The 21,781-nt window shown below is 62.5% G+C and carries 18 protein-coding genes and 1 pseudogene; 14 read left to right on the top strand and 5 right to left on the bottom strand.

The genetic code is table 11. The annotated features are described in order from the left end of the window. The first annotated feature begins 41 nt into the window (after positions 1–41). The 13 genes from RG2_RS29710 (at position 42) to RG2_RS29650 (ending at position 15,524) form a co-directional block, all read left to right on the top strand. Positions 42–920 carry a VOC family protein gene (locus tag RG2_RS29710; RefSeq protein WP_033236891.1) on the top strand — a complete coding sequence of 293 codons (879 nt, stop codon included), beginning with the start codon at positions 42–44 and terminating at the stop codon, positions 918–920. Continuing rightward, positions 917–2,245: an amidase gene (locus RG2_RS29705; RefSeq protein ID WP_051730772.1), complete on the top strand. Its 1,329-nt coding sequence runs from the start codon at positions 917–919 to the stop codon at positions 2,243–2,245. The genes RG2_RS29710 and RG2_RS29705 overlap by 4 nt, the downstream gene beginning before the upstream one ends. Beyond that, complete coding sequence (locus RG2_RS29700; protein ID WP_033236892.1) at positions 2,238–3,572, top strand: zinc-binding metallopeptidase family protein; 1,335 nt, start codon at positions 2,238–2,240, stop codon at positions 3,570–3,572. The genes RG2_RS29705 and RG2_RS29700 overlap by 8 nt, the downstream gene beginning before the upstream one ends. Beyond that, positions 3,569–4,330 (top strand): aspartate/glutamate racemase family protein, encoded by a 762-nt coding sequence (locus RG2_RS29695; RefSeq protein WP_033236893.1) that lies wholly within the window; start codon positions 3,569–3,571, stop codon positions 4,328–4,330. Before RG2_RS29700 ends, RG2_RS29695 begins: the two co-directional genes overlap by 4 nt. Before the next feature lie 2 nt (positions 4,331–4,332). Beyond that, positions 4,333–5,190 carry an alpha/beta fold hydrolase gene (locus tag RG2_RS29690; RefSeq protein WP_033236894.1) on the top strand — a complete coding sequence of 286 codons (858 nt, stop codon included), beginning with the start codon at positions 4,333–4,335 and terminating at the stop codon, positions 5,188–5,190. Further along, positions 5,117–6,814, top strand: coding sequence for a flavin-containing monooxygenase (locus RG2_RS29685; protein WP_080711870.1), 1,698 nt, complete (start codon positions 5,117–5,119; stop codon positions 6,812–6,814). The genes RG2_RS29690 and RG2_RS29685 overlap by 74 nt, the downstream gene beginning before the upstream one ends. 287 nt (positions 6,815–7,101) lie before the next feature. Continuing rightward, positions 7,102–8,757: an MFS transporter gene (locus RG2_RS29680; RefSeq protein ID WP_033236896.1), complete on the top strand. Its 1,656-nt coding sequence runs from the start codon at positions 7,102–7,104 to the stop codon at positions 8,755–8,757. A gap of 165 nt (positions 8,758–8,922) precedes the next feature. After that, complete coding sequence (gene ccsB / locus RG2_RS29675) at positions 8,923–9,885, top strand: c-type cytochrome biogenesis protein CcsB (protein WP_072782825.1); 963 nt, start codon at positions 8,923–8,925, stop codon at positions 9,883–9,885. A 599-nt stretch (positions 9,886–10,484) separates the two neighbouring features. Further along, positions 10,485–10,958, top strand: a complete 474-nt coding sequence (locus RG2_RS29670; protein ID WP_080711897.1) for a DUF2871 domain-containing protein — start codon at positions 10,485–10,487, stop codon at positions 10,956–10,958. Next, positions 10,955–11,344, top strand: a complete 390-nt coding sequence (locus tag RG2_RS29665) for a DUF3817 domain-containing protein (protein ID WP_051730812.1) — start codon at positions 10,955–10,957, stop codon at positions 11,342–11,344. The genes RG2_RS29670 and RG2_RS29665 overlap by 4 nt, the downstream gene beginning before the upstream one ends. A 46-nt stretch (positions 11,345–11,390) precedes the next feature. Then, a complete protein-coding gene (locus tag RG2_RS29660; RefSeq protein WP_230590466.1) occupies positions 11,391–13,526 on the top strand; it encodes an MMPL family transporter in 2,136 nt (711 codons plus the stop codon). Between the two features lie 193 nt (positions 13,527–13,719). Further along, positions 13,720–14,892, top strand: a complete 1,173-nt coding sequence (locus RG2_RS29655; RefSeq protein ID WP_033237191.1) for a sensor histidine kinase — start codon at positions 13,720–13,722, stop codon at positions 14,890–14,892. Continuing rightward, positions 14,889–15,524, top strand: a complete 636-nt coding sequence (locus RG2_RS29650; protein ID WP_033237190.1) for a response regulator — start codon at positions 14,889–14,891, stop codon at positions 15,522–15,524. Before RG2_RS29655 ends, RG2_RS29650 begins: the two co-directional genes overlap by 4 nt. Before the next feature lie 215 nt (positions 15,525–15,739). On the opposite strand, the pseudogene RG2_RS32830 reads toward RG2_RS29650, so the two are convergent. The 4 genes and pseudogenes from RG2_RS32830 to RG2_RS29625 form a co-directional block, all read right to left on the bottom strand. Continuing rightward, positions 15,740–15,964: pseudogene (locus tag RG2_RS32830) on the bottom strand (DDE-type integrase/transposase/recombinase); the annotation flags it as partial. 537 nt (positions 15,965–16,501) lie between these two features. Further along, positions 16,502–18,007 carry an MFS transporter gene (locus tag RG2_RS29635; RefSeq protein ID WP_051730811.1) on the bottom strand — a complete coding sequence of 502 codons (1,506 nt, stop codon included), beginning with the start codon at positions 18,005–18,007 and terminating at the stop codon, positions 16,502–16,504. Between the two features lie 147 nt (positions 18,008–18,154). Further along, a complete protein-coding gene (locus RG2_RS29630) occupies positions 18,155–18,586 on the bottom strand; it encodes a RidA family protein (protein ID WP_207787561.1) in 432 nt (143 codons plus the stop codon). Next, complete coding sequence (locus RG2_RS29625; protein ID WP_051730810.1) at positions 18,583–19,833, bottom strand: FAD-dependent oxidoreductase; 1,251 nt, start codon at positions 19,831–19,833, stop codon at positions 18,583–18,585. The genes RG2_RS29630 and RG2_RS29625 overlap by 4 nt, the downstream gene beginning before the upstream one ends. A 194-nt stretch (positions 19,834–20,027) precedes the next feature. On the opposite strand from RG2_RS29625, the gene RG2_RS29620 reads away from it, so the two are divergent. Further along, positions 20,028–20,663 (top strand): TetR/AcrR family transcriptional regulator, encoded by a 636-nt coding sequence (locus RG2_RS29620; RefSeq protein WP_033237187.1) that lies wholly within the window; start codon positions 20,028–20,030, stop codon positions 20,661–20,663. 370 nt (positions 20,664–21,033) lie between these two features. On the opposite strand, the gene RG2_RS29615 is transcribed toward RG2_RS29620, so the two are convergent. Next, positions 21,034–21,771 carry a GntR family transcriptional regulator gene (locus tag RG2_RS29615; protein WP_033237186.1) on the bottom strand — a complete coding sequence of 246 codons (738 nt, stop codon included), beginning with the start codon at positions 21,769–21,771 and terminating at the stop codon, positions 21,034–21,036. Positions 21,772–21,781 lie beyond the last annotated feature (10 nt).

Genomic DNA, 21,781 nt, shown 5'->3' with positions numbered 1-21,781 from the left:
CTGCGCCGTGATGCAGTTCGACTTCCGAACAGAGGCAAGAGATGAGTATTTCCCGTCTGGGCGCTCTGAGCGTCGACGTCACCGATCTCGAGGCTTGGCGCCACGTGCTGGTCGACCTTCTCGGGCTTCACGCCCGACCTCGCGAGTCCGATCAAGACCCGCTGTTGATCCGAATCGACGATCGTCATCACCGCATCGCGCTGTACCCCGCCTCCGAGGACCGGATCCGGACCATCATGTGGGAGGTCGACAGCCCCCAAGAACTCCAGGAGACGGCAGAGCGAGTGAGCGCCGAAGGTATCGCTGTCGAATGGACCAACACAGTTGCGCCGGAGGAGCGAATGGCGCTGGCGGCCTTCCGATTCGTCGACAGAGACGGATTCCCAAACGAGGTCTGCTTCGGGCCGACCGTCGATCACCTCCCTCTGGAGCAGGGCCGCGTCATCGGTGGTTTCGTGACCGGTGAACTCGGTCTCGGTCACGTCGTCCTCATGTGCAAGGACTACCCGGCGGCAGTCGATTTCTACACCCGGGTCCTCGGGTTCCAATTGACGGACTACATCGTGTGGGACGGCGCGGACGCGACCTTTATGCACTGCAATGCTCGTCATCACAGCTTGGCCCTGATGAACGAGTGCTTCAGCTTCAAGGGTGGGGACTTCAACCACCTCATGCTAGAGGTGGCGTCACTTGACGACGTCGGTCGTGCGTACGACATCGTCAACGAGGCCGGCATCGCACTGCAGATGACATTCGGCCGCCATACCAACGACGGTGTCACCTCGTTCTACCTACGTACCCCGTCGGGCTTCGGAATCGAAATCGGGTACGGCGGCGAGAAGGTGAACTCCGACGACTGGGAAGTCAAGACCTTCCGATCGCCGTCACGCTGGGGCCACGAGCCGCAGAAGGCGGGGTGATCGCGTTGTCCGGCGCCACCTCCCCGTTCGCGAACATCTTAACCGACGAGAACCTCAGCGTCTCCGCGGTCGAGCACTGTCTGGAACGAATCGACCAGCGCGACAACATAATTAGGGCGTGGGCTCACCTCGATCCGGAACTTGCCCTGGAGCAGGCCCGATCGCGAGACTCCGAGCCACGACGGTCGGCACTGCATGGGATCCCGTTCGGTCTCAAGGACATCATCGAGACCGCTGATCAACCCACCGGCTACGGCTCCGAACTGTGGGCGGGGTGGCAGCCCGAACGTGACGCGAAAGTTGTCCGGCGGCTCCGCCGCGACGGGGCAGTGATCCTCGGCAAGACGACTACCACAGAGTTCGCCACGTATCGCCCGACGAACACCCGCAATCCCCACGGGCTGGAACACACCCCTGGCGGATCGTCGAGCGGCTCGGCCGCCGCGGTCGCAGACGGGCAGGTGCCACTGGCCCTTGGCACCCAGACCGCGGGCTCGGTACTGCGTCCCGGTTCGTTCTGCGGTGTCTTCACGCTCAAGCCAACCTACGGCCGATGGCCATTCGACGGGGTACTTCCGGTGGCGCTCACATTCGACACCGTAGGTGGCTTCGCGCGGCATCCGGCGTGGCTGGGCGCCCTCGACGAGTCCCTTGCCTCGGATGGTGCCCACACCCCCTCCGCGACGGTTCTGCCCGCGTTGCAGGACATACGAATTGGCGTGCTGCGTCCGCCATGGGCAGACCGGGCGAGCCCCGCTGCTGCAGCGTTGCTCGAGGAGTTCGGGTCGAGCCTGCGACACGTGGTGGCGGATCTCCGCCAGATCGAGGTACCACCGGAAATGGCAGATCTCGACGACGCGCACACGCTCATCATGTCGACTGAGGCGTCCGCCGCCCTCACCGAGAAGATCCACCGATCCCACCCGGAAAGGGTCAGTGACCAACTGCAGGCCTTCCTGTACGCGGGCCGTACCGCGCAGTCGAGCGAGATCCAGCAGGCACGTCTAGTGCTGCGTTCCGCTCGATCATTCGTCGCCAAGGCCTTCGGCGATGTGGACCTCTTGCTGACCCTTGCAGCACCCGGGGAAGCGCCGGCCGGACTGACCAGCACCGGAGATCCCGTCTTCAACAAGCTGGCGAGCGTGAGTGGCTGTCCCGCTGTCGGGCTGCCCGCAGGACGCGGTGCACACGGCCTACCCCTCGGGATCCAGCTCATCGCGCCCGCGCACGCCGACCAGGCACTCGTTCGAGTGGCGACCTGCCTGACCGACCGCGTCGGGCTGGCAATGCGTCCGGAAGTAGCGGAGGAGACCGACCGTGCCTGAGACATCGCCAACCGTACGACTGCCGCTGGACGACACACGCAGGGAGATGTACGAGGAGGTCTGCCGGAAGCTCGATCCGGACCGGTTCCGGGACCTACTGGTCGATCTCATCGATATTCACAGCCCGACGGGCCGAGAGCGGGCTGCGTCCGAGTATCTGACGACCCACCTGAGAGATCAGGTCGGTATCGACGCCCGATACCAGCCGATCTCCGAGCACACTGGAAATGCGATCGGTGAGATTGCCGGTACGGGCGGTGGGAGCCGGTTGCTGCTGTACGCGCCGATCGATACCCACATCGATCCCGAGTCGGACGTGCCGTGGGTAGGAAAGTCGTTGCGTCCCGACATGATTCCAGATGCCAAGGTGGACGGCGACTTGGTCGTCGGGCTGGGTGCCGCAAATCCGAAATGCATGGTCGCCGGTCTGACCGAAGTGATGCATGCCGTTGTCGACGCGGATCTTCCACTGATCGGTGACCTCGCGATCGGATTCGCCGGCGGTGGCATGCCGGTGACGATGAGCGGTCGAGACCACGTCGGCATGAGTAGCGGTGTGTTCCATATGCTTACGCACGGCATGGTCCCCGACCACGCGATTGTACTGAAGCCGTGGTGGGCCGTGTACCCCGAGGAGCCGGGGATGTGCTGGTTCAAGGTGTCCGTGCGTGGCACGTATGGATATGCGGGAATCTCCAGGGGCACAGAGGGTTTCCGCTCGTCCATCGTTCCGGCAGCGACGGTGATCCAGGAGATTGAGGGGTGGCTGCCCGAATACACCGCGCACAACACATCGGGCTCCACCATCCCCGAGGGCTGGATCTCGGCGGTACGGTCGGGGAGCCCGGACAAGCCGGCATTCCCGTCGGCCACCACCGAAATCTACCTCGATGTCCGAGTCAACCCCCGGGTTACACCGGGAGACGTCCGGCACCAGTTTGCGCAGATGATCTCCGCAGTCCGCCATAGACATCCCGAGGTCGAGATGGACTGGGAGATGTACGGTTCGTTGCCCGGCGGCGCAACCGACCCCGACAACTGGATCATTCAATCTTGCCGGCGCGGTTGGGAGGAGGTCGAGGGCTCGCCGTACGAGACGACGCCACTGCTCGGCGGCCAGACCGATGGCACTCTCATTCGGAGACTCGGAATTCCCTGTGCGCGAATCGGTTACCCGTGGCCGCCGGCCACCGCACCGAAAGAACTCAACGAGGGGCTCGGCGGCATGGGCGTCGCTTCGGTCTCCGACGTCATGATGGCGACGCGTGCCGTCGCGTACGCCGTCGTAGACACCCTTACCCGTACCCGAGAGGAACTCGATCTATGAAGCGCGTACTCAACATCATTCCGGTTCCGGTCCCGCCGGAATCGCTGGATGCCTTCGCATCCCAGCTCTCCGGTGATTTCGTCCATCCCGACTTCGAGAACGTGTTCGTGTCGGCACGCGCAGGCGGTGGCACGCTCGACAGTGCGTACGAGACGACACTGGCGGACGCCTTCGTGCTCGATGCAGGATGCCGCGCCGAGGAACAGGGCTACGCGGCTGTATGCGTGAACTCGATGAGCGATTCGGCGTTGGCCGCACTCCGTTCTCGGCTGACGATCCCGGTTGTCGCACCCAGCCAGGCAACCATGTTGCTCGCATGCCTGCTGGGCAAGCGCTTCTCGGTGGTGACGATGTGGCCCGAGTGGCACGAGCTGTACCACAAGGCAGCCCGCGAGAACGGGCTCACCGGACGACTGGCATCGGTGCGTGACATCGGTGTCCGGCCCGATGCGGCGGAGTTGCTGGCCGGCAAAGAGGAGTTCGTGTTCGCGGCGGTCGAGCGGGAGGCGCGGGCCGCCGTCGAGGAGGACGGCGCGGACGTGATCATTCTCGGCTCGACGACGATGCACCAGAGCCACGCATATCTGTCGTCGGTGCTCGACGTTCCGGTCCTCAACCCTGGAGTCGTCGCCTACAAGCTGTGTGAACTGCTGGTGCAGACCGGACTGGCACACAGCAAACGCGCCTACCCGTCCCCGGAGCGTGTACAGGACGAGCTCCTCTCGACCGTGGCCTCCGTATTCGCGAGCAAGGATTGACAATGATTACTGAATCCAACCCGGAGATCGGCCAGCTCCTACGCACCGGATCCTTCGACACGAACTACCACGACGTCGGGACCGGCACTCCCATACTCCTGTTGCACGGATCCGGGGCCGGAGTCTCAGCCTGGGCCAACTGGCGTGGCCTGATTCCGGTTCTGGCACAGAACTTTCGAGTGATCGCGCCGGACCTGGTGGGATTCGGCTACACCTCGCTACCCGAACCCGCGCAGTTCGAAATCTTCGACACCTGGATCGACCAGATCCTGGCGCTGCTCGACGGGCTCGACATCCCGAAGGTGCACGTGGTCGGGAACTCTTTCGGTGGCGGGTTGGCGCTGCACCTGGCGACTCGGCACCCGGATCGGCTCGGCCGAATCGTCCTGATGGGCGCGGGCGGCGTGAAGTTCGACTTCACGCCCGAGCTCGACGCGCTATGGGGCTATACCCCGTCGGTGGAGAACATGAAGAAGATCATGGACATCATGGCGTACGACAGGGCACTGGTGACCGATGAACTCGCCGAGTTGCGCTACCGGGCGACGCTGCGGCCGGGGGCGCAGGAAGCGTTCGAGAAGGTGTTCCCGCCGCCGCGGCAGCGGTGGCTCGATGCGCAGATCGTGCCCGACACCGAGTTGGCGAAGATCGAGCATGAGGTGCTCATCCTCCACGGTCGTGAGGACCGGGTGGTGCCGGTGGCTGCGTCCCGGCGCATGTTCGAGACGATCCCCAACGCGCAGTTACACGTGTTCGGGAAGTGTGGACACTGGACGCAGATCGAGCATGCGTCCCGCTTCCAGCAGCTGGTGGGGCAGTTCCTCGGTGAGGCGCTCGAGCTTGAGGAGGCATCGGCGTGAGTCCGCGGCGAGCCGAGTTCCCGCGACCGGTGGTCGTCGAGGGCGGTGTGGTCCGGTGAGGGTTGCGATTATCGGAGCAGGTGTCGCCGGCTTGTCCTCGGCAAAGGTGCTGAAACAGTTCGGGTTCGATGTCACCGTGTTCGACCGAGCCCCGGATGTCGGCGGTGTGTGGAGTGTAACGCGTCGCTATCCGGGGGTGACGACCCAGAACAACAAGGGCACCTATGCCTTCTCCGACTATCCGATGCCGCGGGACTACCCCGAGTGGCCTACGGGGGAGCAGGTGCAGAGGTATCTCGACGGGTACGCCGAGTGCTTCGGGCTACGCCCGCACCTGCGTCTGGGCACAGAGGTGACGTCGGCGACGCAGGACGAGGACTCCGGGACCTGGTCGGTGAGGACCTGCGAGGTCGATACCGGCCGGGTCGCGGAGCAGCAGTACGACCGCCTCGTGATCGCGAACGGTATCTTCTGCGAACCGTTCGTTCCCCCATATCCAGGTGTGACGGAGTATGAGGTGGCAGGGGGTCGGCTGTGCGCAGCCTCCGACTTCCACCATCTCGAGGACGCGGCCGGCAAGGATGTCCTGGTCGTGGGGTACGGAAAGTCTGCATGTGACGTCGCGGAGGCCCTGAGTGAGGTCACGTCCTCCATGACGGTGGTGGCACGCGAGGTCACGTGGAAGATGCCCCGAAAGCTGGGAAATACGCTGAACTACAAGTACATCCTTCTCACTCGACTTAGCGAGGGGATGTTCGAGCACATCGAACAGTGCGGATTCGGCAGGTTTCTCACTGGCCCGGGCAGGTTCCTGCGCAACGGTCTGCTTAGTGCCGTCCAGGCGATCACGCAGCGACAACTCCTTCTCGATCGCGTCGGATTGGTTCCCGAGGGGTCATTCGAGCGGATAGTACGGCACGCGGTGAGCCTCGCGACGGAACAGTTCTATGAGAAGGTGACTGACGGCACGATTCGAGTCCGGCGAGGAACAACCATCGCTTCGCTGCACGAGAAGGACGGTAAGCCGGTCGCCGAACTTAGCGACGGCTCCGTGGTTGCCGCAGACATTATCGTGTGCGCCACAGGATTTCGGCAGAGAGTGCCATTCCTAACCGACGGTCTGCAGACACGGCTGACAGACGTGGACGGCAACTTCGAGCTCTATCGGCAAATATTGCCGCTCGATGTGCCGAACCTCTACTTCGTGGGCTATGGCTCGTCGCTGTTCAGTCCCCTCAGTGCCGAGGCTGCGGCGCTATGGTCTGCCGACCACATGCTTGGAGGCACTCAGTTGCCGCCACTTGCGGATCGGCGTGATTTCGTTCGGACCCGGCTGGACTGGATGATCGAGCGGAGCGAAGGCAAGCCGGCCCGCGGGACCAACATCATCCCGTTCTCGTTGCGGCAGATCGACGAGGTGCTCGACGAAATCGATGCGAATGTGGGACCGCTGACACGACTGACGCAGTGGTTCCTGCCCGCGAGGCCAGCCTCCTATCAGCGGTCGACTCGAAAGTTGATTCGGCGCCATGGCATCACAGCGGAATCAGTGCCGCGATCGGACTCGTCGCCTTCTTCGGAGGCGGCGGCACACTGCGCTGAGCACGCTGACAAGCGCCGATAACAGCGTTCGGCCGGTCGATGTAGATATCGACCGGCCGAATCGGGACAGTACTTGATCCAGCCTTCCTTCGACTTCCGTGATCGCACACACCGGCGCGATAAAATTGTGTAGCCCATCGGCAAGCCAAACCGGCGCACCAGTTGCCCGATTTCGTTTCCGCACTTCTGTAGACGCTTCGGTCCACGAGCCGTGCCCCGAAATTCCGTCCGACACCAAACCCACCTGGCCGTCAACAGTACGACTTTCGATTGATGCGCACTGCCCGCTGCGAACCGTAGGGTCACCCCGTGACGGAAAACGCATCGGCCGCAGCGCTCTCTCCTGCCTTACGCATATCCAAGTGGTGGAGCCTCGTCGTACTCGCGCTTGGCCTGGCGATGATCGTCATGGACGGCACCATTGTGGCCGTCGCCCTCCCGACAATCATCGACGACCTGCACCTGAACATTACCGACGCACAGTGGGTGAACTCGCTCTACGCGATCGTGTTCGCCGCGCTGCTGCTGACCACTGGCAACCTCGGCGATCGCCTGGGCCGACGCAATATTTTCCTCGTCGGCATCGCTCTGTTCCTCGCCGGCAGCCTCTGGGCGGCCAAGTCCGGAAGCGCCGAGATGCTCATCTCCGCGCGCGCACTCCAAGGCGTCGGTGGCGCGTGCATCCTCCCGTCCACCCTCTCGACAGTCAACGCGACCTTCCGCGGCAAGGACCGGGCCGCCGCATTCGGTGTCTGGGGGGCGGTCATGGCCGGCGCCGCCGCACTCGGCCCGCTGCTCGGCGGCTGGCTTACCAGCTCGTTCAGCTGGCAATGGATCTTCTACGTCAACATCCCCATCGGCCTTGTCCTGATAGTCGCAGCACTGGTTGTGATCCCCGAGACCCGCTCCGGCGACACCCGCCCCGGCTTCGACGCGGATGGGCTATTGCTCAGTGCGATCGGCTTCGGCGCACTCGTCTTCGCGATCATCGAGGGAAGCACCCTCGGCTGGTGGAAGCCACTCAAAGACTTGAGCCTCTTCGGTATGACGTGGTCTGCGGACATGCCCCTCTCGATCGTGCCGATCCTGCTACTCGTGGCCACCGTAGTGTTGACGCTGTTCGTGTTCTGGGAACGCCACCGTGCCAGAGTCAATCGGTCCGCACTTCTAGACCTGCACATGTTCTACACCCCCACCTTCAGCTGGGGGAACATCGCCGCGATGATGATCGCAGTCGGCGAGTTCGGCCTGATCTTCGCGCTGCCGCTGTTCCTGATCAATGCCATCGGCCTGAGCACCCTCGGTGCCGGCTTCGTGCTGGCAACGATGGCAGCCGGCGCCTTTCTCTCCGGCACCATGGCCCGTCACCTGGCGGCTGCGATCGGTGCTGCCGGCACAGTCGTCGTCGGCGTCGTCCTCGAGATCATCGGCGTGCTGACACTCGTTCTCGTCATCAGCGCGGACGTCTCCCCTGTCACGGTCGGCGCAGTGCTCGTGATCTACGGTGTCGGCCTCGGCCTGGCGTCCGCGCAACTTACCAGCACGGTGCTGTCCGATATACCGGTAGACCTGTCCGGGCAGGGCTCCGCCACGCAGAGCACCGTTCGACAGATCGGCTCGGCGCTCGGCTCCGCAGTCGTCGGCGCGGTCCTGTCGATCGGGCTGGCCCACTACCTCGGCAGTATCGAGGGTCCAGCGGAGAACTTCACCGACGCCACCCGAGAATCGGCGGGCGGTGCGATCGCCGGCTTACGCGAGAGTCATGGCCCCGACGAGGTCATCCATCAGTTGTCCGAGGCCTTCGCCTCAGCCACTCAATGGGCGATGTTCGCCGCGCTCGCGTTCCTCATTCTCGGACTAGTCGCCTCGCTGCGGGTACTGCAGGTTTCACGCCGGGAGAGCTCGACAGATGACTCGACGGGCGAAGATGAGCCGCTAGCCGACCCCACCGGCGCCCACGCCTGACCCCACTTGATGAGACCGTTCCTGCTCGGTGGTGGAGATATACCACCGGAAGTAGTCCGTCTCGTCACAAGCAAAGAATCGACAGAGTCCACCCTCGCCGACCGTTTGCTGGATAGCAATCCGACCACCCGCGGTGACTGAACCGCACACGCAGGAGAACGTATGATGACAACCAACGAGACACTCGCGCAGTACAGCGACTGGGCCTTCAAGTCCGCCTTCACCGTGCTCGTGCTGGCATTTGTACTGCTCATCGTGCAGTACGCGTCGGCCAGAGCCAAGGCGGTTCAGGACAAGGAACTGGTCTCCGCCGGCGGTGTCGACGCGTCCGTGCCTGGCAGGGTCGAGGAGACTCCGAGCAAGTCGCTGTCGGAGCGATTCGGCGGAATGGGCCGAGCTGTCCTGGTCGTCGGAACGGTACTGATCATCGCGTCGATCGTTCTCCGTGGGTTTGCGACCGAACGATTCCCGCTCGGCAACATGTACGAATTCGTGGCGATGGCGTGTGCGGCGTCGTTGCTGGTCGGGCACGTCCTGTTGATCAAGCCGGCGTCCCGTCCGATGTGGGTCTTCCTGCTTGTTCCCGTTCTGATTCTGATCTTCCTCGCCGGCACGATTCTTTACGCCGACGCGGCTCCCGTGGTTCCGGCGCTGCGCTCGTACTGGCTTCCGATTCACGTGACGATCGTCAGCGTCGGCTCCGGCATCTTCATCATCGGCGGTATCGCCAGCCTCCTGTTCCTGCTGCGACTGAAGTTCCCACCCGGTGACGAAGGCACGAGCATCGGCGGCCGGATCGCAGAGCGACTGCCGGACGCCCAGACGCTCGACCGCTTGGCATACAAGAGCACGATCATCGCGTTTCCGCTGTTCGGCGCAGGCGTAATCCTCGGTGCCATCTGGGCGGAAGCTGCGTGGGGACGCTTCTGGGGTTGGGATCCGAAGGAGACGATGTCCTTCATCGCCTGGGTGATCTACGCGGCCTACCTGCACGCGAGGGCAACGTCCGGGTGGCGCGAGACGAAGGCCGCCTGGATCAACATCGCCGGTTTCGTTGCGATGCTGCTCAATCTCTTCATCATCAACATGGTCGTCTCCGGCTTGCACTCCTACGCGGGACTTAGCTGAATTCTGCCGATCCAACCACTGTCTCGGAGACAACCGAAACTCCCCAGGGACTGCCTCGCCTGACATTGCTGGCAGACACTCCTCGAATTGGTCAGTGCCACACTGGCGTCAACCAACGTATTCGGATTTCTCGCTGGTTTTTCAGGACCGTGACAGCACGAGATCGGTCTCTGCCGGCTAGTGATCGAGTGAATGGAGGAGCGAAGCGGAGTCTGCGGGGTGATGCCGCACCCTGCTGCGACGGGGTTGTGCAGGCTTCTCATCAAGCCACCGAAACTAAGTCAGAGCCTGGCGTCGCCGCCGCAATCGATGGACAATCCCCCACCCAGTGCACTCCGAGAGGCAAAGCAGTCCTTGAGTCACATATGTTGCGGCGACGATACCGATCCTGTCAGCCGGCCCAGGCAAGCCGCTATCAACACTTACAGGCAGCCCCGTCTATAGCACTACCGTTCAGCGTGACGGTCGGGTCGTTTTGTCGGTCGCTGGGCCTCGCCGGGCAAGTTGGCTCACCCCTTGCAGCGACGCGCTGTCTCTATCCAAAGTCGTAGACGAAGTTCACCGTTCTTCCGATGTGCCGGGGCCAAAATTCCTGTGGGATGAAAGGTGTGAAGATACTTGTCAATTCCGCGTTCGGGTACGCCGTCGCGGGTCTTGCGTCGGGCCTGTACTACCGGGAGCTGACCAAAGCCCAGGACTTCGACGGTCCGACTCAACTGTCCATCGTGCACACCCACCTTCTGGTCCTCGGGGTGCTGTTCCTGCTGATCGTCGCGATCTTCGAGCGCCTGTTCGTGCTTTCGACGAGCCCCCTCTACCGGTGGTTCACCGTCACCTTCCACGCCGGCCTGCTCCTCACTGTCGCGATGCAGCTCGTCCACGGGACCATGCAGGTCTTCGACAAGGACGCGTCGGCCGCCATCTCGGGAATTGCCGGTATCGGTCATGTCTTACTGACCGTCGCCTTCGTCGTCTTCTTCCTCGCACTTCGCACCGCAGTCGCAAGCGAGCCGGGACGCACCAGTGCCTCCGAAAACGTAAGCGCACCAAAGAATGCGGAGGAAATCGCATGAACGACAGGGAGTCACGTCCAGAAAAGAACTCGGATGCCCGCATCCTGGTGCGGGCATTCCGTATCGTTGCGACGCTGGAAGCGGTGACCTGGCTCGGGCTGCTGGTCGGTATGTACTTGAAGTGGATCGCGAAGAGCACCGAGGTCGGCGTCCGCATCTTCGGTTCCCTGCACGGGGCAGTGTTCGTGACATTCGTTGTGCTCTCGATCGCGATGTACGTCAGGCTCGGATGGCGCCTGCGGACCCTACTGTTGGCGTTGGTTTCTTCTCTGCCGCCGTTCGCCACGATCGCATTCGAGGTGTGGGCTGCCCGCACCGGGCGCTTCGTCCCAGGGGCGGACCGCTACTCCGATTTCTCATCCCGCTATCCGACATCGGTGCGATGAACGCATTCCAGTCGGGATTGGACGCCACGATATGAAATCACGCTTCATGAACACTCTCTTCGGGTCCCGACGTCGGGCCGGCATCGTCGTGCTGCTGTGGATCATCCTGGTGGGTGCCCTCGCAAGTTTTGCGCCCGCCTTGGAAGATGTCGAAAACAATGCGGGAGCAAACGATCCGCCCCCGTCATCGCAATCGGTGCAAGCCGCCGAACTCGCCGCCCGCGAGTTCCCTCGAAGTGAGGGAACTCCCGCAATCGTCGTCGTGAACGGCGCCGACAGGTCTGAGACCTCGGCGGCAGTGAACCGGATTGTCACGACCATCAACGGCGCAAGAGTCGAGAATTCCTCGATCGCCTCGGTGATCACCGCCGACAACCCTGGCGGCGACAATCTGCGCACCACCGACGGTGACAGTGAGATGATTGTCGTCTCGCTCACAGGCGACCCGACCGACGAATCGTTCCAGGACACGGTCGGTGAGCTGCGCGATCTGGTCAGCGAGGCCGCCGGACCTGCTGATGTGGCCGTCACCGGTCCGGCAGGAATCGCCACCGACACCGTGAAGGTGTTCAGCAGCGGCGACAAGATCCTGCTCCTCGGAACGATCCTTCTGGTCGCGATCATCCTCCTGGTGATCTATCGGTCGCCGGTCCTCGTGGTTGTCGCGCTGGCCGGTGTGGGCGTCGCGATGCGGCTCGCCGAAACGGTAGGCGCGATGATGGCCGACGCAGGATGGTTCGACATCAGTTCGCAGACCGCTTCGATCATGACCGTACTGCTGTTCGGTGTCGGCACCGACTACGCACTGATCGTCACCGCCCGCTACCGTGAAGCCCTCGCGGAGGAACAGGATCGCTCCGCCGCGATGATGCGGGCGCTGCGGGGAGTGTCCGAATCGATCTTGTCGAGTGTTTCGACGATCGTCCTGGCCATGCTGGCTCTGCTGGCAGCGGTCTCTCCCGCATTGCGTGGGTTCGGCCCGTATCTCGCGCTGGGTGTCGCCTCGATGGGACTGGTCGCCTTCACCTTCACTCCTGCATTGATGTTGCTTTTCGGAGGAAAACTGTTCTGGCCCTCCACAACCCAGGCCGCGTCAAGCCGCGCCGGTGGCAAGGTCTGGGAACGGATCGCGGATCTGGTCGACCGATCCCCGAAAGCAGTGCTGGTCTCCACACTCCTCGGCCTTCTCGTGATGACCGCGGGCCTGGCGGGCTACCGCGAAAGCTACGACTTCATCAGTGGATTCCGCGTCGAGACCCAATCCGAGTCCGGCCAGAACATGATCGCCGATGCCTTCGGACCCGGGGAGATCGCACCCTCGACCGTCTACGTCACCACACCACCCGGGACGCCATCGCCCGACTGGAACCGGATCACCCGCGAGCTGTCGGATACGGCCGGGGTAGCCCGGTTGGGGGAGCGTCCCACGGTCAGCGCGGACGGGACAACAGCAGCATTCCAAGTCGTCTTCACCGACAACCCGTACAGCCCAGAGGCACTGGATCGCGTCGGCACTCTCGCGTCCGCGGCGCAGTCCGCCGCTGACAGCGCCGGGATCGCCAACGCGCAGGTCCTCGTCGGTGGCGAAAGTGCTCACGCCGCCGATATTCGGTCAGGCCTCGATCGTGACAACTGGGTTGTTGCGGCACTGGTCCTCGTGATCGTCGCCGCTGTACTGGCGCTGTTGCTGCGGTCCGTACTCGCACCTCTCTACCTGATCGGGACCTTGGTGTTGTCGTTCACCGCGACACTGGGACTCACGACCTTCATCACCGTCACGGTGCTCGGCGACGCCGGAATCGGAAACCGGGTAGCGATCTACATCTTCGTGTTCCTGGTTGCGCTGGGCGTCGACTACACCATCTTCCTTATGAGCCGCTACCGGCAGGAACTGTCGACGCATCCACCACGAGCGGCGTTACGAATAGCGCTCATCCGATCTGGCGGAGTGATCTCGTCCGCGGGACTCATCCTGGCAGCGACCTTCGCTGTGCTGACCACCCAACCGATCCGCGAACTCTTCCAGTTCGGATTGGCGATGGCAATCGGAATCCTGCTCGACACCTTCGTAGTCCGGCCGCTGCTCGTTCCTGCGATCATGCGACTACTCGGAGAGAAGGCCCTGTGGCCGTCCGCCCCGCAGATGGTGACGAAGCGCGCGCCGACGATGTCTCCCCTGTGACGCGCTGTCAGCGAGTTACCTCGGCCTTTCCTCAGAGCAGGAGCAATCCGGACGATCGCCGCCGTTTCGGCCCGTCGACCTGTTCGATCCGACTGATCGCAGCAACCCGAACGTCCCGCAGCAGGTGTGAGGAACACACTCCTCAGACCACAGTCATGACCCCCGATCGGCACTACAGCTACCGTGTGTCGTGATGGTTGAGGAGTTCTCGTTCGCGCGAATCGCACGCCTTCGTCTGGGACTGCACGTTCTCGTAGTGGTTCTGGCGTTGATCGTGTTGCTGCGGGCGGTACTGCTCTCCGAGGCATCCGCAGGATGGATCGGTGCGTTGACGGCGGCATTCCTCGTCGTTTACATCGTGGGCGCCGGCTCACTTCGTGCTCCGGTAGCGCGGTTCGCTTGGCTGGGGTCGCTGTGTGCGGTGTGGGTTGCCATGGCGCTCCTTGGCGCCGACGCGGCCTATGTGTCGTTCGGGCTCATCCTGCTCTTCATGACTGAAGTGCCACTGATCCCTGCGGTCTCAGCGGTCGCGGCGATCACCCTCGTCAACGCGTTGATCGGTGTCCTTACTCGGGGTCAGTGGGGTGGCGCGCTGGTCGGATCGTTGCTAGGGGCTGTTGTCGGTGTCGTTATCGGCCTGGGTTTCCGGGTGCTGTTTCACGAAACGGAGCGACGACAACAACTGATCGAGGACTTGCATCACACCCGCTCGGAGCTGGCGAAGACCGAACGAGCTGCGGGCGAACTTGCCGAACGGGAACGGTTGGCCAGAGAGATTCACGACACCGTCGCGCAGGGGCTGAGCAGCATCGAGATGCTGCTGCACGCAGCCGAGGCCGAAATCCTACCGCCGGGTGCTGAGGGCAAGATCGTGATGGCCCGACGGACTGCATCGGCAGGGTTGGCCGATACACGTCGCCTGATCGCGGCACTCTCGCCCGCCGACTTGGCGGGAAGCTCGCTCGTCGACGCGTTGAGCAGGGTATGTGAGCGAGCCGCAGCCGGGACTTGCGACATACGTCTTCTTGTCGAGGGGCCGGCTGTGTCCTTGCCGATGCCGGTGGAATCGGCTCTGGTGCGACTTGGACAAGGGGCGGTCGCGAACGTCATGCGCCATGCTGATGCCCACCGCGCCGTAGTCACCCTCACCTATGGTCCTGACGCCGTACACCTGGATGTGGTCGACGACGGGCACGGATTCGACGTTGCGATCCTCGACGATTCCTCTACACACAACTTCGGTCTCAAGGCCATGCAGGCCCGTGTCGAGCAGCTCAGCGGCCAGTGGACCATCGAATCCGAGCCCGGCCACACCGCGATGTCGGTGACGTTTCCGCTCGCGCATCAGCAGGAGGAGCAGCAATGATTCGGCTGGTACTCGCGGACGACCATGTGATCGTGCGCGCCGGGCTACGGGCACTGCTCGAACGGTACTCGGACGAAGTCTTGATTGTCGCCGAAGCCGCCACAGGCGAAGAAGCTGTCGCACTGTGCAGCGAGAGGGCGATCGATCTCGTCCTCATGGACCTGCGGTTCGGGACCGGGCTGAGCGGTGTGGAGGCAACCAGCCAGATCCGATCCCTACCGAACGCTCCGCGGGTCCTGGTGGTGACGAACTACGACACCGACGCCGAGATTCTGCGCGCGATTGAGGCCGGTGCCAGTGGTTACCTCCTCAAGGGCACTGCCGCGGCCGAACTCTACACAGCGATCGTCGCAGCAGCAGGAGGTGAAAGCGCATTGTCACCCGCGGTTGCCTCGAAACTGATGGCGCAGCTGCGGGATCCCAGCGCGGCACTCACCCAGCGCGAAGTGGAGGTGTTGGAGGCCGTCGCCGTCGGCCACTCGAACCGGGAGATCGCTCGTCGAATGTTTCTCAGCGAGGGCACAGTAAAGACGCATCTGACGAATGCGTTCGGAAAGCTGGGCGTGCGATCGCGGACGGCAGCAGTTGCACAGGCCCGCGGGCGGGGGATTATTGGAGGCGACACTCACTAGGTGTGTCTCCAAATGCGGCTTATGTAGACAAACAGTGTGGATGATGAGTGGAGCGCCGCCTTATTCAAGTGCTTGAGCGGCGTCAACTTAACTGAATGCAACTGGGAATCAACAGCACTAGGTCAAGTTGAGGCGAATTCTGTTGGCGAGAAACCGGTTCAGGCTACAGATGGTGTGCCGGTAACGTCGTTCCAGCAGGCGAATCGGCCGGTCATTTATGAGCGGTAATCGCTCGCGGTGAGCTTGTGTCGCCGGGCCGAAGTGCGGCGAAATCGCGCTGAACACCGCCAGGAACCGTTGCGCTGTACCCGGTGAGCGAAAAAGCTTCATTGCCCGTTCGAGTTGCCAAAGAAGCGTTTCGCCGCCTTCGCATTGCGCCGGGACTGGACCAGAACTTCAAGGACATTGCCGTCCTGATCGACCGCCCGCCACAGGTACCGCCGTTTTCCGCCGATCTTGACGAACACCTATATCGAGAGGTGGTTGTGGGTGTCGGTGAATCCGGGTAACAGCCAGCGCCCACCTAGATCAACCGTGTGGTCGGCAGAGGAAGCGGCTAGTTCAGCCGGGCCGACTGCTACGATTCGCCCACCGCGAATCTGGACTACGGAAGCTTCCGAATAACGCGGGTTCATAGTTTTGACCCTTGTATTGATCAGTGCGATCAATACAAGGGATCAGCAAACATTGTCCGTTTTCTCTCCGGGCTGTGAGTACGATGCGAATCAACCCGAAAGATGGATGGTGTTGCGCGGCTTTCGGTTTCGCATTCGATGACCGTCCCCGGCCGATGAGGCTGTGCATCGCGCTGGATCTGTTGGCGTCATCGGTGGTGTCAGTCGGGTTGACCGGATCTGCTTACCCGGTGCTGACGGTTCGCTATTTGTTCCTGATTGGGCACTGTTTCCTTCGTGACGGCTGCTGCGAAGAGCCTTGCCAGTCGCGACGCTACCGTCAGGTCTCGGTGATCGACCAACTCAGTGGAACGGCGGCGTAGTGGAGACTGCGACGGCAAGTCCAGGCTCTGAGCTGGTGTTGCGCCGAGGAAGCGCGAAGGCGACGAGTGCGCTGGCCAGTCCGACGAGACCGCACATAGCGAAAGCGACCATGATGCCGGTGTTGGTGTACAGGGTTTCGCCATCCGCCTGTGGTCCCATGAACCATCCGTTGAGGACGCTGAAGATCAGTACAGGCACGACAGCAGGCAACAAGTTCCCCGAGGTCGACGCGATAGCACCCGCCGTCGCCTGAATCTGTGGAGGCACGGCCGCGATGAGAAGATTCGGTGTGGCGGCAAAGCCCATGCCCGCACCGAGGCCGACGATTGCGCCGAACAAGGCGACTGCGGGCAAGGAGCCGTGATATAGCGCCATGAGCAGGCAGCCAGCACCAGCTATGGTGCCGCCCGCGATCATCAGGGTGCGTGCGGAGACGCGCCGGACGACGAGTCGGCCGACCAGGATACCGCCGATGAGGGTGGCGAGGCCAATCGGCACCTGGATCAGGGCGTAGCCGAGGTAGCCCAATCCGAGTCCGTAGCCGAGGCCTAGGTCACTCGTCTGCATTGCCATCATGGGCACGAGCACGCTGAATGCGGCGATGAGGGCCCATGCCAGGCCGGAGCTGACCGTGGTCGCGAGTACGGTCGGCTCGCGCAGCACCGCGAGGTCGATGACCGGATCTTGGAATACCCGCGCGGAGATGTACCACGCGAGCAGCAGCACTGCTCCGCCGGCGAGGGATACAACGGTGGCGGGTGAAGTCCAGCCCCAGGTCGAGCCCATGCTCATCGCGAGAAGAACCGTGCCGAGGCCTCCGGCCAGCAAGACGGCGCCGACGGGATCCATCCGCGATTGCAGACGTACCGGCGACTCGTCGGTGGTGTATCGGATGATGACGGTGATTGCGGCCAGGGCAATTGCGCAGAACCAGAAGATGCTGCGCCAGCCGCCGGCCGTCATGAGTAGCCCGGCAACGATCGGTGCGGGTATCGCCACCAGTCCCATGCCAGTTGTCGAAATGCTCACGGCCATCGGTACGGTTTCGGGTGGATACACATCACGAATGAGTGAGTACACCAGGAAGAGGCAGGGGCTGAGCAGACCGGCCAGTGACCAGCCCGCCAGGAGGATTCCGAAGTTCGGGGCGAGTGCGGCGACGGTTGAGCCGACCGCGGACAAGCTGATACACCAGAGCATGATTTTGCGCTTACCGTGCGTGTCGGCGAGCTTGCCGATGAGCGGCGACGAGGCTGTTGCCACGAGGAGGAACGTTGTGAAGAGCCATACCCCCTGATTCGTCGCGAACTCTTTTCCGATGCTCGGCAGTGCGACGGAGAGCATCATGTAGCTGCTCGCCAGCAGTTCCAGTAGCAGCACCATCGAGATGAACGACATCCACAACCGGGGAGTCCAGCGTTCGGAAGTGCCGGTAGAATTGGCGGGGGCAGCGTCGGGTACAGCGCCGGAGGAGTCGAGTTCCATGTGTTTCGAACACCTTTCGTAGAGGTTGGTCGATTGATATCTGGATCTGCAAAGCTGGTGACCGTACATGGTCGAACCCGATGCGAAGCGTCCTAGGACGCTTCGAGGCGGCGTCGTTTGCCGCGACGCCGCCCCTGGCTGGGGAAGCTAGCGAGAATCTCGGATATGTCCGGTTTCGCGTGCCGGAAGCCGGGCTGTGGCCTTCATCTCGACCCGGGCTCCAGGCAGTCCTGCCCCGATCTGTGCGACTCCGATCGCAGTCCACGCCGGCCACGGTTCGCTCAGATAGCGATCACGGACCGCGGTGAAAGCCGCGAGGTCTGCCTCGAGGTCGCAGTGGAAGGTGATCATGTCCACCACATCCGACAAGTCAGCGCCTGCGGCGCGCAGGACATGGCGAAGATTTTCGAACGCGGCGGCGAACTGGCCGTCGAGATCCTCGGGCACTTTCCCGCTTGCATCGGTGCCGAGCACCCCCGAGCACATCACCAAGTTGTCGACGACGACAGCCGGTGCGATGTGCCACTGGTAGTAGTAGGCCGTCATTCCTGGGGGGATGACCTGTGTGAAGGCGTTCACCGTACTGTCGCCGTTGACTCGACTGATTTCTCTGCAACAGAACCGGATTCGTCCCAATGCGCATGGAACACCTCGTGCGGGATGGTGTCGTTCCACGGTCCCTGGGAAAGCATCGCGGCGAGGCGGCCGATCTCGTCCGCGGACATCGCGCCGCGTTCGCCTTCGACGGCGATCACGGTACGCTCGTCCACCCGATCGATGTAGGGACGATCAGTAAGTGTCGCCGACACCAGGCCAGGTCGTGTGAGGTACCGCGGAAACTTCCGCCCAGGCAGGAGATCACTCAACACGTCCGCTGCCTCGGCGATATCGGACTGATTACCACCGGTGCGCACCCATTCAGCGATCTGCTCGGTGGTGTCGAGCGGGCAATTCAGCAAACTACCCCCGGCGAGTTTGAGGTACCACTTTCCGTCCGGGTAGGGGCGCGGCTGCATCACTATCCCACCGAAGAGCGAATTTCCGTCCCGGTATTTCAGGAACATCATCGTCGGCATGTCCAACGACTCCGGATCCTCGACCTCCGCGAGTACGACAGTGGCGCCGAAAGTGGACATCGACAACGGCCTGGGGAGCAGCCCTGTGGCGTTACTTGCAGCACCCGTAGCGAGCACAACCTGCCTGGCCGTCCAGGTTTCGCCCGATCGCCCGGTGAGTCGGACACCACCGGCAATCGTTTCCGTGTTCACGATTTCATCGCGAATCAGCCGTGCGCCGGACTTCGCAGCGGCGGCGAGTTCCGCTCGGACGAGTGCTCGCGGGTTGAGGACGAAAGCATCCGGCTGCACGAGGGCGACGTGTCCGGGTTCGAAGGAAAGGCCTGGGTAGGTTGCGCGCAGACCTTCCTCGTCGAGTTCGTGGACCTTCACCCCGAGATCACGCGCGTTCGCGGCCAATAATTCACGGTTGAACCACGTGGACGCTGTGCCGTCGCCGAGATCGGTGGGCAGGACAGTAACTGAATGAGTGGGGGTGGTGAACTCGATTCCGGTGCTCTCGCGCAGCGCGTCGAAGCGCCGGATCGAGCGCATGGTGAGCATCGAGGTCATCAGTGGCACCTCGAGTACGTGGGCCAGGCGCCCCTCGTCGTAGTGCCCGGCCCACGTGCCCTGGTGGTCTGCGAAAGTGGTGGGTTCGGCGGGGCCGATGACGGCCACGTCGACGCCCTGTTCGGCGAGGTGCCGTGTGGTGGCAGACCCGATCGGGCCGGCGCCCACTACGGCGACGTCAAAGTTGTTTTTGTCCACGTGTTCGTTTCTCCTCGTCGGTGTTGCTTGTTCTCGGGAGAGCGTGCCACAGTTCCACCCTTAACGACACATAGTGTGTCGTTACGTTTGTGTAACGTCTCACAGATCAGACGCGGAGTAAGAGACTCGAGGCGCTGTAGTGTGCATTTCGGCCGGATATGCAGGTGTCAGTGGTTGATGAGAGGTAAGTTCGCGTGGACGCAGCAGCCGATCGGGTGCGCACCCGATCCGGAGGGCGCAGTGAGCAGGTTCGCCGCGCTGTCGGCGAGGCGACACTAGCGTTCCTCGCCGAGGGGCAGTTCAACTTCACCATGGTCGACGTCGCTGCTCGAGCAGGGGTGGGTCGACGCACCGTCTACCGCTGGTGGCCGAGCCGGGACGACCTTCTTGTCGAAGCACTCTCGACGCACGTGCGCAAAGCGCCGACGGTGATCGATACCGGTTCATGGGAGCGGGACTTACGGACCCTCGCGCACAAACTCGCCGAGTTCGCTTCGGATCCAATAGAAATCGCGATTTCCTCGATCATGGCCGGCGGCCAGAACCAAGTTTTCAATGCTTTGGTCATCACGCAGTGGGAACCCTCGATGAATACCTGGCGCGAATTCGTCCGACGTGCCATCGACCGTGGAGAAGTCCGCGCCGAGTGCAGTCCATCGACGATTGTAAATTCACTGTTGGCGCCGATGTTCCTCGCACCCCTGACACTCCGGCGTTCTATGGGTGAGGCGGATGTGGATGCTCTGGTTGACCTGCTGCTCTCCGGGACCGGCCCTGCAGCCGGAGGCAATAGAGAGGGCGTTCCGCTCGTAGGGCCCTCGCGCAATTAACTAGGTACGGGCTGCGCCGTTGCCATCTTCGCCCGCGTACCTATCGATCGCTTTGCCGGAGGACGCATCGATCTGTTGGTCTGCTGATATCGCCAGGCACTCTCGTCGTTAATTTGCCTATCAAGCGTCTCGGCCCAGCGGCGTTCATGGTGCCGAAAGTTCGGGCTCTCTCGGGAAAGTCTTAAGCCGTGGAGATGAACAATCTTTTTCGTGAATATTGACGCAAAAGTCTATGCACGTGTTGATCCCGCTCGCGCAAATCGATCGAAAGTTCACTGGTCACACGTCGGCCTTAAACTATTGTAAAGGCCGTCAGTTTGCCCTGGCCACGCAACGGCCCATGTCGCAGCGCCTCTCGCTGACGTGGCGGCTAATTTTCGAAGGAGATGGCAGAGGACCAGATGTCCTCGACAGTAATATTAGTGTCCTCATTCTGAAGAACTTGTGCAATAAGGAGTTTTCCTGTTCGAACCAGGTGATCGCGCATTGCTGCTTCGGCGCTGTTGGAGTCGCCGGCGAGGATGGCGGCGATAATCGGGGCGTGTTCGTTTTCGATCTCAGTCAGGGATCTGGTCTTGCCAGCGGTTGACGCGCCCAGAAGTCTGATCGTCTCACGGAGGGAGGTGACGATTGCGCGTGAGCAGCCGTTGTCCGCAGCCTCGAGAATTAGGTCGTGTAGCTGGAAATCGTGCTGGGCGAACACGGATTTATTGCCCTCTATTGCGGCGGATTGCATCAGCTGACGATTCATGATTAACGCCCGTCTGAAAGAGGGGTCTGTCGTGCCAGCTGCCCTCCTCACAGCGGGGAGCTCAAGGGCTAACCTGACTGCGAAGATTTCAGCGATCTCTTTGGGTTGTGGTAACACGATGCGGAAGCCTTGGCGTGCTTCGAACTTGATGAGTCCGGCCTCCTCAAGGCGGAGAAGTGCCTCTCTTACCGGTGTGCGTGAGATGCCGAGCGCTTCGGCGAGTTGGTAGACAGAGTACTTCAGACCCGGCTTCATGCGGCCGTCGTCGATCGCGGCTCGTACCGCCGCGATCACTTGCTCCATGCGTCGGACTGTCGACGGAGGAAGAAGTTCCAAATCGAGCTTTGCATCGGTCACAGGGTTCACT

It is taken from the genome of Rhodococcus globerulus NBRC 14531 (assembly GCF_001894805.1).
GTDB classification, from domain to species: domain Bacteria; phylum Actinomycetota; class Actinomycetes; order Mycobacteriales; family Mycobacteriaceae; genus Rhodococcus_F; species Rhodococcus_F globerula.
Note: the sequence above shows the minus strand (reverse complement) of the source record. Positions and strands in the feature narration are given on the sequence as shown.

Bases quoted from the DNA above. Each gene is read 5' to 3' on its own strand.
- RG2_RS29665 (WP_051730812.1), top strand. From the start codon at position 10,955: ATGAACGACAGGGAGTCACGTCCAGAAAAGAACTCGGATGCCCGCATC.
- RG2_RS29690 (WP_033236894.1), top strand. From the start codon at position 4,333: ATGATTACTGAATCCAACCCGGAGATCGGCCAGCTCCTACGCACCGGA.
- ccsB (WP_072782825.1), top strand. From the start codon at position 8,923: ATGACAACCAACGAGACACTCGCGCAGTACAGCGACTGGGCCTTCAAG.
- RG2_RS29685 (WP_080711870.1), top strand. From the start codon at position 5,117: ATGCGTCCCGCTTCCAGCAGCTGGTGGGGCAGTTCCTCGGTGAGGCGC.
- RG2_RS29710 (WP_033236891.1), top strand. From the start codon at position 42: ATGAGTATTTCCCGTCTGGGCGCTCTGAGCGTCGACGTCACCGATCTC.
- RG2_RS29670 (WP_080711897.1), top strand. From the start codon at position 10,485: ATGAAAGGTGTGAAGATACTTGTCAATTCCGCGTTCGGGTACGCCGTC.
- RG2_RS29655 (WP_033237191.1), top strand. From the start codon at position 13,720: ATGGTTGAGGAGTTCTCGTTCGCGCGAATCGCACGCCTTCGTCTGGGA.
- RG2_RS29650 (WP_033237190.1), top strand. From the start codon at position 14,889: ATGATTCGGCTGGTACTCGCGGACGACCATGTGATCGTGCGCGCCGGG.
- RG2_RS29635 (WP_051730811.1), bottom strand. From the start codon at position 18,007: ATGGAACTCGACTCCTCCGGCGCTGTACCCGACGCTGCCCCCGCCAAT.
- RG2_RS29695 (WP_033236893.1), top strand. From the start codon at position 3,569: ATGAAGCGCGTACTCAACATCATTCCGGTTCCGGTCCCGCCGGAATCG.
- RG2_RS29660 (WP_230590466.1), top strand. From the start codon at position 11,391: ATGAACACTCTCTTCGGGTCCCGACGTCGGGCCGGCATCGTCGTGCTG.